Origin of the sequence: Streptomyces sp. CB02980 (assembly GCF_014451325.2) — a bacterium.
Classification (GTDB): Bacteria; Actinomycetota; Actinomycetes; order Streptomycetales; family Streptomycetaceae; genus Streptomyces.
In genome coordinates this window covers 650,735-664,054 of sequence record NZ_JACSCH020000002.1, presented here as the reverse complement: position 1 = coordinate 664,054, position 13,320 = coordinate 650,735, and the positions used below count along the sequence as shown (strand labels likewise).

The window sequence follows — 13,320 nt, the reverse complement described above, 5'->3', positions numbered from 1 at the left end:
GCTTAGGCAGGGGCAGAACCCTCCTACCGTTTCGGGTCTAGGGATCCTTCTCTACGACCTTGTTTCGTGACCCTTTCGGCAGGCTGCGGTCGTAGACGATAGTGCGGGTGTTCCCCACCGCGATCGTGCCCGACCCGGTAAGGTCAGCGTCCTCCTCCCAGCGGGTGCCACGCACCTCGGCGGGACGCTCGGCAATAAGGGTCAGGAGCATCACGCCAAACAGACGGTCACCCTTGATCGCCTCGATGAACGCCTTGAACCCCGCCTCGTCCCAGGGCCGACGCTTCGCATCCGCCTGAGCCGCTTTTCTCACCGCTTCGCGTGAGACACGAACATGCTCTGCAACATTCCGGGCGACCCAACCACGACGAACCGCAAGGTTCAAGGCCGAGCGCAGTCGGCCAAGCGTGAGTCGCACAGAACGAAGACTCAGGCCCGTTCCTGCTTTCCCACCTCGCTGACGACCGGCGGACTCCTTGTGGGCCTGGTCCTGTTGCCTGATACGGGCAGCTCGTTGTAGCGGATGCTCGTCCTGCAAGCTCTGAGACTCAGCGTCTTGCGCCTGCCCGTTGGTCGTGGGATCCGGCTCTGTTGTCACAACGTGTTGGATCACCGGTCGTTCATCCGGGAAGGCCCCAGGCATCCGCTCCGGGCCGGCCTTCTCAGGAGGCTTGGGACCCGCAACGACGACAGGTGCTGTCTCCGGCTCTGGCTCAACGAGTTCATTAGTAGGCGTCTGGACGGCTTCGTGATTGGTGATGATCTGCGCGGTGTCCTGGACGTCGTCAGGCAAGCCTGCGACGGAGACTGCTCCAGTGTCGACCTGGTACCCCAGCGTCAATGCGCCATCAGGATGCAGTGCAACCGTTGAGTGCTCGTGCTCCCGGTCCTTCTGCAGAAAGACGATGCCCTCGTCTTCGACTGCAGGGAGTGTCCCGCCAAACAGCTCGATCCTCGCACCCTTAGTGGTGATGCGGGAGACGCCGGCTTCGGGGAAGGTGTCGAGACTCAAGAATGCCTTATCTGAGCTGACTTGGAAGTGCTGGCCCTCGCCGTAAGCGGGATCGGTGGCCTCTTGGGCCTTTGTCCTTAACGCCTTGGCGACTGCTTCCTGGTCAAATGATTGTCGTCCTCGTTCTGCCATATGAGGACGGATTATACGAAGCCAGGGCGAGGAAAGATGTAGGACAGATTACCAATTCACTCAATCCTGAAGTGATGAATCCAGAGGAGCGTAAATGCGATAGCCAGTAGGGTGAACAGTTCGATCAAGAGAATGAATTGACGGATCCGACGGAGCCATGCGCTGAGCGTTGAGGAATCCCTAATCAACAGGAAAGATGCGGCGAACGCGACAGGGACTAGGATGAGGGTCGCGTTCTTCGCTGTGAGTCCATCATCAATCAGAGATGTTGACTCCTTTGCGGGGTTGTGAGGCGGAGCCATATCTACAGGCGATAGCCCACGATTGAGCAACAAGAAAATGCCGAGCGCGGTAAGAAACATTGTGAGCCAGAGCATCCCAGAATGAAGCCGTGTCAGGCGTAGTGGACACTTAATATACACACGTTCAGGACGGCCCCTAGTTGAGTCTTGAAGCAAAAACACCTCAAAGGTGCTTTCCTCCTCGTCAACATTTCCGATGAACGGCTTATTGTCTTCGGTTAGAACCTCCGGACGGCCCATACGGACGGCAGTATCGTTGACTCGGATACTGACATGATTGGTTTCGGCATCGGCAAATGAAACCATCTGCCAAGCATCCTTACGGCGTTGACTCCGCAAGGAGGGCTTTCGATTGAGCCGCCTTTCTGGCTCGAAGTAGATGGCTCGTTTTTCCTCCACCGTCACAATGAATGGCCTGTTGACTGGGACAGTACATTTAGCGAAGGTCATCCAACGGTGCCCATAAGCGAAGTATGCACTTAGGAACTTGTCTTCGGCGGCAGGAGCTTCACTCCGTTCAGCTAGTGCATTACTCACGGCTTCGTACGCGCCGGATACCGCCTCGCTCACATACCTCATGAGTCGCGTAATATCTAGGATGTTTGGTACTTCCTGGCCATGTCGGTTTTCCATCTCTTGCAAAAAATACGGCAATGCAATGAGAGGATTCTCCGCACCGCTCGCGTAGTCGTGAACAACGTAATGCCTAGCCGCCTTCTTAATTTCTCTAACACAGGCCGTCCATGTGTAGTATTTCACGGGAATTTTCGCATCTGAAAGATACCGGAAGGTCGCGTCTTCTGTATTGAAGTTCGCGTCTTCTGTATTCGGATTATTTCCGCTTCTCAGGATTTGTTCATAAGGATAGTCCGGATGGTAGAAGAGGAAGGTGAGAAAGTCGAGAAGGTGCTTTGGCTCATCCTCGGGGAGCATTCGACCTGCATCTCGGGCCAAGCGAATAACGTATTTTGCTACAATTCTCGCACTTTCATCCTTCGAGAGACGGTAGACGTGGTGTCCGTCAACCGTGATATGGAGATCAAAAACCGGAACCTTGGGCAGCTCCGTAATCGGGAGCAGTAGTTCAATGTCCTTCTTTTGGCGCCCTTGCGGGCTAGATAGGTACCCCCGAAGTTCAACCGCCCCATTTGTCTGTTCCCCCATAATCTCCTCAAACGACCTAACGTGAATTTCTCGATGCCTTTCTGACCAAAAGGCGCTTGAAAGCTCCACCCGCTCGACCGCGCGCAGTCGCCAAGCGCGCATATTGGCAAGAAGCGCTACGGCGCCACCATCAAAAAGCCCGCCAATGTCATCCATTTGAAAATAACCCAACTCTTGTGACGGCGTGATGGCCGGTATCAGTACCCCTCTAGTCCTTCTTTCAAATTAGGTTTAACCCAGTCGTCGCAGAGGATTCACTCCTGCGGCTGAATTTTCACCTCTTGACTTTCTCCCGCTATTGTGTCTCAATTCATAGTGGTATGGAAAATGAAGAAGGGAGTCAAAATTTCTTTCAGCGTCGCAGGGCGGCCAGAGAGGCTCGCTATGAAGAAGCGCGAGACGAGCTGAACAAGGAGCAGGAAGTCCGAGTGGAAACAAGTAATCCAATGACGGTATCTGAATATAAGTAGCGATCGGCGAAGATACTCAAATCGAGAACACGAAGACAAAAGAATGAAGACAAGAAGTACTTGCAGCGCCACAATGGGGCCTGATGGCAGGAAGCTAGATTTACCCCCAATTTAATCCCCATTTCAAGCTCCAGCCTTGCAACGCACGAAGGCCTACTGATAGCCAACAGCCACATTCAGCACGTTGACACCATCCTTAAACCAGGATGATGCTTGAAGGCACACTCGCCTGAGAGTCGCGTGCCATGGCAAGACACTCTGAACCCCGCTACGTACGCGCGACCTACGTTGCTCCGACGATGGTCGCGGAGCTGAAGGCGCACAAGCTCACTGCCGACGCACTCACGGCGTGGGGCCTCGCCCACCTACTCGCCGACACCCAGCTCATCGTGACAGAGCTGGTCCGTGGCGCAGTCTTGGGTCTCACGCTCCGTGAGCAGTCCCCTGCCGAGATACGTCTCAGACTCGGAACGGTTGGCCACAACCTCGTGATTGAGGTTGAGGACCCCCTCATCGAGTGGATACCCGAGGTCTACTCAAACAACGACGTCAACCTTGTCGAGAAGATCAGTGACCTCTGGGGCGTCCGGCGATCCACGATGGGCAAGGCCATCTGGGCTCTGCTCTGGGATGACGATCAAGAACCGCCCCTCTATCTCTCGGGCGAACCCTGGCCGGCGTCTGGTGAACCGTGGCGACAACAAGAACCAGGATCGGGCTAACGCGCCATGTAGCTCCATTGAGCGGACGCTACGCGCCAAATGATCAAGTAGCAGAGCGGCGCCCCGCGCCGGCTTCCTGGAGGCTCAGGTGCCCTCACAGGGGCACCCCTGCACTGCCCCACCCGTGTCACTGATTTGTCACGCATCCCAACGCCTACGCCGACGCGTAGGCGCTCTGACCTGGACGTTTGCCGGACTGTGTGGACTGGACGGACGGGAAGGACTAGGCGTCAGCTTCTGGGGGTCAAGGGGTCGCAGGTTCAAATCCTGTCGTCCCGACTCGAAAGAGTCGCAGGTCAGAGGCCGTTTCAGAGCAATCTGAAACGGCCTCTGACTCGTCTTCGGGGACCGGTTGGGGGCCAACTCGCCTTGACCGCGTCAGCGCGCGACCACAATCGCGCTCGGCAGGGACCGAGGGGCGCGCAGCGCGCTGAGGTGTGCCGAGAGGGCGGCGCCTGCGGCGGTGATCTTGTGCACGTGGGGGCGCGGGGGCTTCCGTGGAGCTTGCCCTTGCTTGTCGCCGAGACGTGGCAGGCAATGAGTACGTCCCGGGTCGGTCCCAGCGGAACCTCAGGCGTGAAGAGGGAACCGAGTATGACGTGGCGAAGCCCATCGCGAGTCGAGGACATGTCGGCAGGCTATGCGCAGGCACTGACAATCCGCCGGTCAATCCGCCCTCTCCACCCTGCAGTGACCAGAGATGCCAGAGCGTGCCTCGCCGCCAGGACGGTGATCCTGGGGACCAGTTGGGGACGACACGCTACGCGGAAGACCGGCTGATTGACGAGCTGTTGTCCCGGGCTCAGGCCGAGGGTCTGCAGCTGACCGGCGAGGGTGGGCTGTTGCAGCAGCCAACGAAGCGGCTGCCCGCCCTGGACGGGAAGATCACCGACCGCCTCGGCTATGACAAGCCCAACCCGGTCGGGAAGAACGACGGCAACTCCCGCCACGGCGCTCGGGCAGCACGCCGACCCGATCGTCTTCCTGTCCGACGGGCGCGTCACCGCCTGTGGCCCCCAGCACCTCCTCGCCGCCAGTCCGGTCCCTTGCCGCCCTGGCCGCCGCCCAGACGCTCGCCCCCCAGCAGAACAACTGCGGTCTAGGAGAGGGCACTGCCGGCGGCGGGCAGGATCTGTTCGGCCCAGATGACCTTGCCGTCCGGTGTGTACCGGGTACCCCAGTGCTCGCTGAGCTGGGCCACCAGGAACAGTCCGCGGCCTCCCTCGTCCGTGGTGGCGGCGTACCGCAGATGTGGGGCGGTACTGCTGCCGTCCCACACCTCGCAGGTCAGCGTGCGATCGCGCAACAGACGAACGCGAACTGGCGCGGCGGCGTACCTTATGGCATTGGTGATGAGCTCGCTGAGGATCAGTTCTGTGGTGAAGGCGAGTTCCTCCAGGCCCCACTCCTCGAGTTGCTCGGCCGCGAGGCCGCGCACGGCGCCGACCTCGCTCGGGTCGAACGGTACGTCCCACTCTGCGACCTGGCTGGGGCCCAGGGTCCGTGTCCGGGCGATGAGCAGCGCGATGTCGTCGGCCGGCCGGACGGGGAGCAGGGCGTCGAGTACGGCGCGGCGGCTGGCTTGCGGGTCTCGGTCGGGGTGGCTCAGCGCCGTGCGCAGCCTTTCCAAGCCCTCTGAAATGTCCCGGCTTCGCTCCTCGACCAGCCCGTCGGTGTACAGGACGAGCTGACTGCCTTCCGCCATGTGCAGTTCCATGCTCTCGAACGGCATGCCTCCCAGCCCCAGCGGGGGACCGGCCGGCAGTTCCGAGATCGTCGTCGTGCCGTCCGGGGCGACCACGAGCGGTGGCATGTGCCCTGCCCGCGCCATGGTGCAGTTCTGCGAGACCGGGTCGTAGACGGCGTACAGGCAGGTCGCGCCCAGGACACCGCCGTCCGAGGGCGTGCTGTCGCCTTCCTGGTCCATGCGCTGGACGAGGTTGTCGAGACGGGCGAGGAGTTCGTCGGGCGGCAGGTCCAAGGAGGAGAAGTTGTGCACGGCCGTGCGAAGCCGCCCCATGGTGGCCGCGGCGTGCAGGCCGTGCCCGACGACGTCTCCGACGACGAGCCCGACGCGGCTGCCCGGCAGTGGGATCACGTCGAACCAGTCCCCGCCCACTCCGGACTGGGCGGGCTGGTAGAAGTGCGCGACGTCCACCGCGCTCTGCTCGGGCAGATCCCGCGGCAGCAGGCTGCGCTGGAGCGTCACGGCGAGATGGTGTTCGCGGGTGTAGCGGCGGGCGTTGTCCATGGTGACCGCGGCGCGGCCGACGAGCTCCTCGGCCAGGGACAGGTCGTCCTCGTCGAACGGTTCCGGCTTCTGAGACCGCCAGAAGTTGACCACCCCGAGCACGACGCCCCTGGCCTTCAGCGGAGCCGCGATGAGCGAGTGGATCCCGTAGCCGACGATCGCCGACGCCCGCGGCGCGTCCTGGGCGTGCCAGCCCGGCGCGTCATGGAGATCGGGCACGATTTCGGCTGTGCCCGTGCCGTATCCGCGGGCCTGCGGCGTGGACGGCAGGAATTCGATCAGGCTGCCGAGCGGATACAGCGGGTGATCGGAGCGAATGCCGCTGACCGCCGTGCGCCGCATGTCGGCGCCCGGGCCAGGCTCGTCGCCCTTCAATACCCGGTCGGCCAGGTCGACCGTGACGAAGTCGGCGAACTGGGGAACGGCGACATCGGCCAGTTCCTTCGCGGTACGGACCACGTCGAGGGTGGTGCCGATGTCACCCCCCGCGTCGTACAGCAGCTTGAGCCGCTTGCGGGCCGTCTCCGCCCGGCTGCTCAGGAGCTGCATCTCGGTGGAGTCGCGGATGGTGACTGCCGAGCCCTGCGGGAGCGTGGGCCGCTGATTGACCACGAGCAACCGGTCCCCGGCCTCCAGCACCTCGTCGGTGGCCACCCGGCCGGACAGCAGCAGCTCCGCCATTCGGCGATCCATGCCGACCTCGTCGACGGGGCGTCCTTCGGCGTCGTCCGGCAGGCCGAGCAGCCGTCCGGCCTCGTCGTTCGCCAGGAGTAGCCGTCCGTCGCCGTCCGTGATCAGCACTCCTTCGCGGACGGAGTGGAGCACTGCGTCGTGGTGCTCGTACATGCGGGTCATCTCCTGCGTGCCGAGCCCGTGGGTCTGGCGGCGCAGTCTTCGGCTGATCAGCGCCGTGCCGACGGTGGCCAGAGCCAGACCGATGGCGATGGCCAGGAGGATGACGGGAAGCTGACGGTCGGCGATGCCGGTCACGCTCTCCACCGTCAGACCTGCCGAGACCAGGCCGACGACCTCACCCTCGGGCGAGGTGACCGGGACGATCGCCTGGATCTCCTTGCCGAGGGGTCCCTCCACGCTCTCGGTGTGCACCTGGCCGGCGACTGAGGGCTCGATCGTGCCGACGAACCGCTCGCCGATGCGGTCGGGCTGGGGGTGGCTGTAGCGGATGCCGTTCGTGTCCATCACCACGATGAAGTCCACGCCTGCGTCCTTGCGTGTCTCCTCGGCGAGCGGCTGCAGGATCGCGGACGGGTCCGGCGACCTCAGCGCTTCCTGCAGGCCCAGGGAGTTCGCGAAGGTCTGAGCCACGGAGACCGACCGGTTGCGCGCTTCACGGTCGATGTCGTAATGCGACTGCAGCACCAGGGCCAGCAGGGCCCCGGCGGCGAGCAGCACCACGATCGCCACCTGAAGGACGAATACCTGTCCGGCGACGCTTCCGAGTCTTCTGCCTAGGTTCGACCGCACCGGTACGCCGGGCACGAGAGACGAGACGGGCTCACAACCCCAGTTGTAACACCTCTCCGCGGCCAGGGCTCCCGGCGTTCACGGTAAGCATCGGGGCCACGACACAAGGTTGCCACCGCTGCAGTTCAGGGGGGTGGGCGCGGCTCGCGAGCCACGGTCGGGAGGCGTCGACAGCTGGACGCGTGCGGTCATGCCCGCGCGCCAGAAGCGCTGCAGGGCCCGGAAGGCGATGAACAGCGGGACGACCGAGACGAGCGAACCGATGACCACGCGCGGAGCCGGTACGGCGACACCGTGAGTGGCGTTCCAGCCGATCAGGCCGACGGTGACGGGCTGGAGGTGGTCGTCGCCGCCTCCGGCCCGCGAGGCCACGCCACTGCCACCGCCCTCGACAGGAGCACGCAGGTACAAGCCGAAGCGCTTGCTCACCTGGAGAGTGCTTCTGTCCGTGCAGCCAACAGGACCCCCATAGGAGTTCCATCCTTGCAGGTCAGAAGCACTCTCCGCCTTCTTGATCAAGGCGTGGAGTGTCAGGCCGGGTGGCTGAGAACGGTCAGCCGGCGTTGCCGATCAGTTTCCAGGGCTCGTGGTCGGCGTCGGCCCCGGTGCCCGGGGCGCTGCCCTTCGTCTCCCACTTGGCCTTCCAGACCTTGCCGTTGTACTTGACCGTGGTCTGCTCGATCGGCTGGCCGGCCGGGGAGTAGATCTTGGTCGCATCCCAGTTCCCGGCACTACAGCCACCGGCCGGCGGGATCGCCGTACCGAGTCCCTTGAGGTTGTCGTTCACCGGCGCGTACGCCGTACCGCCGATCGACAGGCTCGTGTTCACCGGACCGGTGATCGGGAGGAAGTAGATGATCGGCAAGTCGAGCGATTTCCCGGCCGGGATGATCTGGCAGTAGTCCAGTGTCGTGCTGACCCGGTGGAACGTCGTCCCGGGCGCCAGCTTCCACTGGCCACCCTGGGCGCCGGTCTGCCAGTTGGCGTCCTTGACCAGCGGCGACGTCGAGGCCGGAATGTCGAACGACAGCTTGGTGTCCTTGCCACCGCCGAGCGTGCGCCCGGTGTTGTTGGTGATCCGGACGGTCGGCTGCAATGGCCACAGGTTCGCCGTGGCGGTCGGGTAGTTGACCATCTCGACGATCAGGTTGGCGGTCACCGTCGGCGCGACACCGCTGCTGCCGGTGCGCAGATTGTTGTCATAGGCGCCGATATTGCCCAGCTTCTCGTTCAGTCGGGTGGTCAGCGTGTACCCCATCCCGCACGGGGTGTCCGGCTGGACGTCCGCCGGGCAGGAGTAGTCGCCGCCGAGCTCCCAGATCATCACGCCGCCCGCACCGGTCGACTTGACCAGATCGGTGACCGCGTCGATGCCCTGCTCGTCCTCGGTCGACAGGAACACCTTCTTCTCGGCGTTCCACAGCCACGACGTCTTCGTGGTGTCGTCCCAGTACCGGGTGTACCGGCCCGTGCGCCGGTCGGTGACGTCGGTCTCCGGCTTCAGCCCGACGCTGCGTGCGTAGACCGGCGTGATGTTCTTCTCCAGGTTCTCGGTGTGCCACAGCGGGTTCGTCCCGGAGCCGAGCTCGCTGCCGTTGTTGGTCTCGTCGTGCCAGATGTTGTCGATGCCGAAGGCACCGTCACCACACGGTCGCTTGATGCCCGTTCCCGGCTCGCAGCCGCTCGGCTTCCGCGACGTGCCCCATAGGCCGTTCGTACCGCCGGTGACGTTCTGCCAGCCGCGCGTGTAGTAGGGCACACCGATGTTGACGCGCCCGGCCTGCATCGCGCCACGCATGTACTTCATGGCCCAATCGGTGTTGAAGTACCCGATCTTCCCGTACTCCGGAGTGGCGTACTGATCGGCCAGTTCCGGGTCCTTGCCGTCGTCGAACAGCGCCGCGTTCGGACCCACGACGTCGTTCCAGGTGCCGTGGTAGTCGTAGGCCATCAGGTTGGTGAAGTCCTGGTGGTCCAGCGCGGTCTGGTTCGCCATCCCGCGGGCCAGGTAGCCGGAGGCCGACGACGCCGAGGTGAGCAGGTAGTACCTGTCGTCCGCGACCGAAGCCCGGTTCAGCGAGTCCCGCAGCGTCTTCATCAACGCGGCGTACGTGGTGGGCAGACCCTTGCGACGCGGGTTCGACACCGCCCAGTCGGTCGGATTGCCGGTGTCCTCGAGGACCGTGGGGTACTCGAAGTCGATGTCGACGCCGTCGAACCCGTAGGTCCGCAGGAAGTCCACGACCGAGCGCGAGAACGTGTCGATGCCGCCCTGGTTGACCGAGCCGTCGGCGTTGGTGGTCATCGCGTAGAAGCCACCGGAACCGGCCCAGCCACCGACCGAGATCAGCGTCTTCACCCGCGGGTGCAGGCGTTTGTACTTCGTCAGCAGGTTGAAGTGCCCCTTGTAGGGCAGCGAGGGATCCATCTCGGCGCCGACCTCGCCGGGCCACTCCTTCTGGGTGGCGTTGGAGTCGACCTTGATCTGGTTGTTCTCCACCGACGCGAACGCGTAGTTGAGGTGGGTCACCTTCGACCACGGGATGTTCTTCACCAGGTAGTGCGGCGTGCCGTCGGCGCCCGTGCGGCCACCGTTGAAGTAGCCCACGACCCGGCGGTCCCGGCCCTGGCCGAGCCATTCCCGGCCGTCACTCTGATAGACCTTGCAGTACGGCGTCGCCACGCCCGGCGTGGCCGCCAGACCGTCCGGCCGGCAGTCGCCGGACGCACCCGGCCGCGAACCGCCGTCGTCGCCACCGGGGTGCGACTCCATCGGGTCACCGGCACCACCGTTGACACCGAGATCACCGGCACCGCCGTCGCTGCGGCTGCCGTCGCCGTAGCTCGGCACCAGCCAGCCGTCGATGTCGCCGGCGCCACTCGCCACGGCCGCCCTGACGGCGGTCTTCGCCGTCGTACCGGAGCGGATCATGGCGAAGTCCTCGATCCCGTCGCCGTCCAGGTCGGCGAAGGTCCCGACGGTGCCCTGGAACGGGTCGTCGGCGCGGATCACGCCCAGCGACTTCCAGCCCTTGGTGACGCTCCACGGAGCGCCGGTGTTCTGCCAGGCCCGGACCTCACCGGTGGTGTACTCGACCCGGACCGTGTCGGCCTTGCCGTCACCGGTGATGTCGGCGAAGGCGACCTGTGCGCCACGCGCCTCCCCCGGAGTGCCGAAGCCCTCGACCTTCTCCCAGCCGCCCGGAGTCGGCATTCCCCTGCCCTTGTTCTGCCAGGCGGTCGGGAAGCTCATCCGGTCCAGCGTGATCAGGTCGTCGCGGCCGTCACCGTCGAGGTCGGTGAAGTACAGGTCCGGCTCGTAGACGAGGTTGTTCGCGACGATCGTCGGGCTGTCCCAACTGATCTTGCCGCCGCTGCTGGTGTTCCTCGACATCCGCATCGCGGGGATGCCGGTCGGCGAGTCGGGCGGCATCAGGATCCGGATGTAGTCGTCCTTGCCGTCACCGTCGAGGTCGGCGAAGTAGACGCGGTCCGGGTCGTTCCCGCGGTCGGCCGGGCTGATGTCGCCCAGCGAGACCGCGGCCTTGCGCGGGTCGTCGTTGCGCCAGCCGGTGACCTTGCCGTCCGTACCGACCACCGCGTAGTCGGACCTGCCGTCGCCGTTCAGGTCGGGGAACGCGATCTTCGAGCCGGCCGGGGCGGCGTCCCGGATCTTGCCGAGCGGCTCCCAGCCGTACGAGCGGCCGCTGACCATGCGCTGCAGGACCGCGATCCGAGCGCCTTCGGCGAAGGCGTCCGCGATCTTCCGGTGGCCGGCGTCGGTCGGATAGATCTCGTTGGTGATGTCCTGCGGGGTGACCTCGCCCAGGTCGACCAGCACCAGCCGTGCACCGCCCTTGATCTTGGCGTAGGCGATCGTGCGGAGCTCGCTGTTGTAGGCGTCGATCCGGGCCTGGTAGGTCGGGTTCGTCGACGGCGGCAGGGTCCCGAGCAGGACCGTGGTCGTCGGCGAGGCCCGGTAGATCTCGTCCAGGAAGTCCCGCATCTTCCCGGCCGTCGCCGCACCGTCGGCACCGCCGGCCAGGTCGGCCGTGCCCGCGACCAGGGTCATCATGTTCGGCCGCAGTGTCCGCAGCGCGGGGATCGACTCGGCCTTGACGGCGTCGATGCCCTTGCCGTCGAACCCCATGTGGTCGGGGTCGCCCCGCTTGCCGTTCTTCAGCTCACCGACGAAATCCGTGCGCTTGAAGACGAGCTCGGCCACGGTGCCACCGACCACCGCAATGGTCGTCAGGCCGCCCAGGATGGCCTTCAGGTAGTCCCGGAAGCCACCGTCGTCGGTGCTGTGTACACCGGCCGTGATCCCGTCACCGGTCGGCATCACCCGGAGCTCTTCGATCGCGCCGGGCGACGGGCTGGGAAGGGGCGGCGGGCTGGTGCCGCCCGCGGTGAGCCGGCCGGACTGGGTCGGCCGGTGGTCGGAGTTGCCCTCGGGCCGGACCGTGACCGTCAGCGCGTGGTCGAAGTGGGTGGTGACGAAGTAGTCCAGCTCACCACCTTCCTGGTGGGTCCCCTGCCCCGAGCCGTGGATCCGCATGGTCGGCGGGAAGCTCGTCCGCTCCTCGAGGACCTCCGGTTCGACGTTGAAGTCGCCACCGACCGTCGCGTTGTAGGTGACGCCACGCTGGTTGCCCAGCCTCTCGATCTCGTCGTCGATGGCGTCCAGCAGCGTCCCGGAGTCGCCGCCACCGCCGGACAGGCCGTGCACGGTGAAGTACCACTCGTTGCCGAACCGCGCACCGAGCGCGTTCCGGCCGGCGTCGATCGGGTTGCCGACGACGGTCAACTCGTCGGGCGCCTCGGTCAGGACGAGCGCGTTGTTGACCCGGCCGCCGATCCGGCGCGGGTTGGTCGCGTCGTCGGCGGTCTGCAGGAAGTAGACCTCACGGGTCGGGATGGTGCTGCGGTAACCGCTGTCCACGGTCCAGGTCCGGTGCAGCACGGTGAACTGATGCGTGGCGTTCTGGCTGTCGGTCGTGGTGAAGGTCTGGTCGGGCTGGGCGACGCTGTTTTCAGGCGGGTGCGGGCCGACCTCCTGAAGCATCAGGATCGGCACCTGCAACGCCAGCCGCTGGACCGTGGTCCATTTGCTGCCGCTCTTCGCCTTGTTGTCGGCCCCCTGCATGTTCCAGGTGATCAGGGGCGTGGTGGCCGGAGGGAACTCGGTGGCGGCGGCCGGCACGACAAGCGACGCCGTCAACCCGGCCATCACCACCACTGCGGAGATTAATCGGCGGAACAAAAGTCCCCCTTCTCATTCAACAGATCGGGAACGACGGAATCGTTGGAAGCTACACGGTTCTCGACTGCAATCCTCCATCGGCCATGAGGATCCGTCAGCTCGCCCACGCCCTGGTGGCGAGTTCTCGTCGTGACTGCGGAGTCCGGGGACGGCTGGGCGCACGGCTGTCGCCTCGGGTGGGCGCCGGGTTCCACGGCTGCGGTGGGCGGAGCCGCAGGAGGCGGGGCTCCCAGAGCCGGGCCGGGCCACACTCTGGTCGGCGTGGCCCGGTCGTGCACCTCCCGCATCACGCCGTCCTCGTACTCCCGTACCCCGTCCACCCGGCGTGCCCCGGCGCTCCGGTCGCCGCTCACCTGCAGGATCCCCGAGGGGCTGAGGTAGCTCGGCGCGGTCGGCGGGGCCGATGACGCGCATGCGGAGTCTTTCGGCCAACCCTGCCTTCGATCATGGGATTTGACGCGTCGGCCTGTTAGCTTCGGCAGCAGTCTGACGGGGTCGGGGGGACTCATGGGACGGGAA

At 64.8% G+C, this 13,320-nt stretch carries 6 protein-coding genes and 1 pseudogene; 2 read left to right on the top strand and 5 right to left on the bottom strand.

The genetic code is table 11. The features are described 5' to 3' along the window. Positions 1 to 37 precede the first annotated feature (37 nt). Positions 38 to 1,144 (bottom strand): hypothetical protein, encoded by a 1,107-nt coding sequence (locus tag E0F75_RS06400; protein ID WP_187621480.1) that lies wholly within the window; start codon positions 1,142 to 1,144, stop codon positions 38 to 40. Positions 1,145 to 1,200: 56 nt separating this feature from the next. Beyond that, positions 1,201 to 2,766 (bottom strand): hypothetical protein, encoded by a 1,566-nt coding sequence (locus E0F75_RS06395; protein WP_187621479.1) that lies wholly within the window; start codon positions 2,764 to 2,766, stop codon positions 1,201 to 1,203. Between the two features lie 613 nt (positions 2,767 to 3,379). Between E0F75_RS06395 and E0F75_RS06390 the strand changes: the two genes are divergently transcribed. Both E0F75_RS06390 and E0F75_RS40690 read left to right on the top strand, forming a co-directional pair. Further along, the gene (locus E0F75_RS06390) at positions 3,380 to 3,802 is read left to right on the top strand and encodes a hypothetical protein (protein WP_187621478.1); all 423 of its coding nucleotides are present in this window, start codon (positions 3,380 to 3,382) and stop codon (positions 3,800 to 3,802) included. A 746-nt stretch (positions 3,803 to 4,548) separates the two neighbouring features. After that, positions 4,549 to 4,764: pseudogene (locus E0F75_RS40690) on the top strand (IS256 family transposase); the annotation flags it as partial. Between the two features lie 137 nt (positions 4,765 to 4,901). On the opposite strand, the gene E0F75_RS06385 reads toward E0F75_RS40690, so the two are convergent. The 3 genes from E0F75_RS06385 to E0F75_RS06375 all read right to left on the bottom strand — a co-directional run bounded on the left by E0F75_RS06385 (position 4,902) and on the right by E0F75_RS06375 (position 12,759). Further along, positions 4,902 to 7,478, bottom strand: coding sequence for a SpoIIE family protein phosphatase/ATP-binding protein (locus E0F75_RS06385; RefSeq protein WP_187621477.1), 2,577 nt, complete (start codon positions 7,476 to 7,478; stop codon positions 4,902 to 4,904). 138 nt (positions 7,479 to 7,616) lie between these two features. Continuing rightward, on the bottom strand, positions 7,617 to 7,967 hold the full coding sequence (locus E0F75_RS06380) for a hypothetical protein (protein WP_229312533.1): 351 nt from the start codon (positions 7,965 to 7,967) through the stop codon (positions 7,617 to 7,619). Positions 7,968 to 8,091: 124 nt separating this feature from the next. Further along, positions 8,092 to 12,759, bottom strand: a complete 4,668-nt coding sequence (locus tag E0F75_RS06375; RefSeq protein ID WP_229312532.1) for a glycosyl hydrolase family 18 protein — start codon at positions 12,757 to 12,759, stop codon at positions 8,092 to 8,094. Positions 12,760 to 13,320 lie beyond the last annotated feature (561 nt).

What these genes read in the sequence shown, in the direction of transcription:
- E0F75_RS06395 (WP_187621479.1), bottom strand. Translation starts at nt 2,766, where the DNA reads ATGGATGACATTGGCGGGCTTTTTGATGGTGGCGCCGTAGCGCTTCTT.
- E0F75_RS06390 (WP_187621478.1), top strand. Translation starts at nt 3,380, where the DNA reads ATGGTCGCGGAGCTGAAGGCGCACAAGCTCACTGCCGACGCACTCACG.
- E0F75_RS06400 (WP_187621480.1), bottom strand. Translation starts at nt 1,144, where the DNA reads ATGGCAGAACGAGGACGACAATCATTTGACCAGGAAGCAGTCGCCAAG.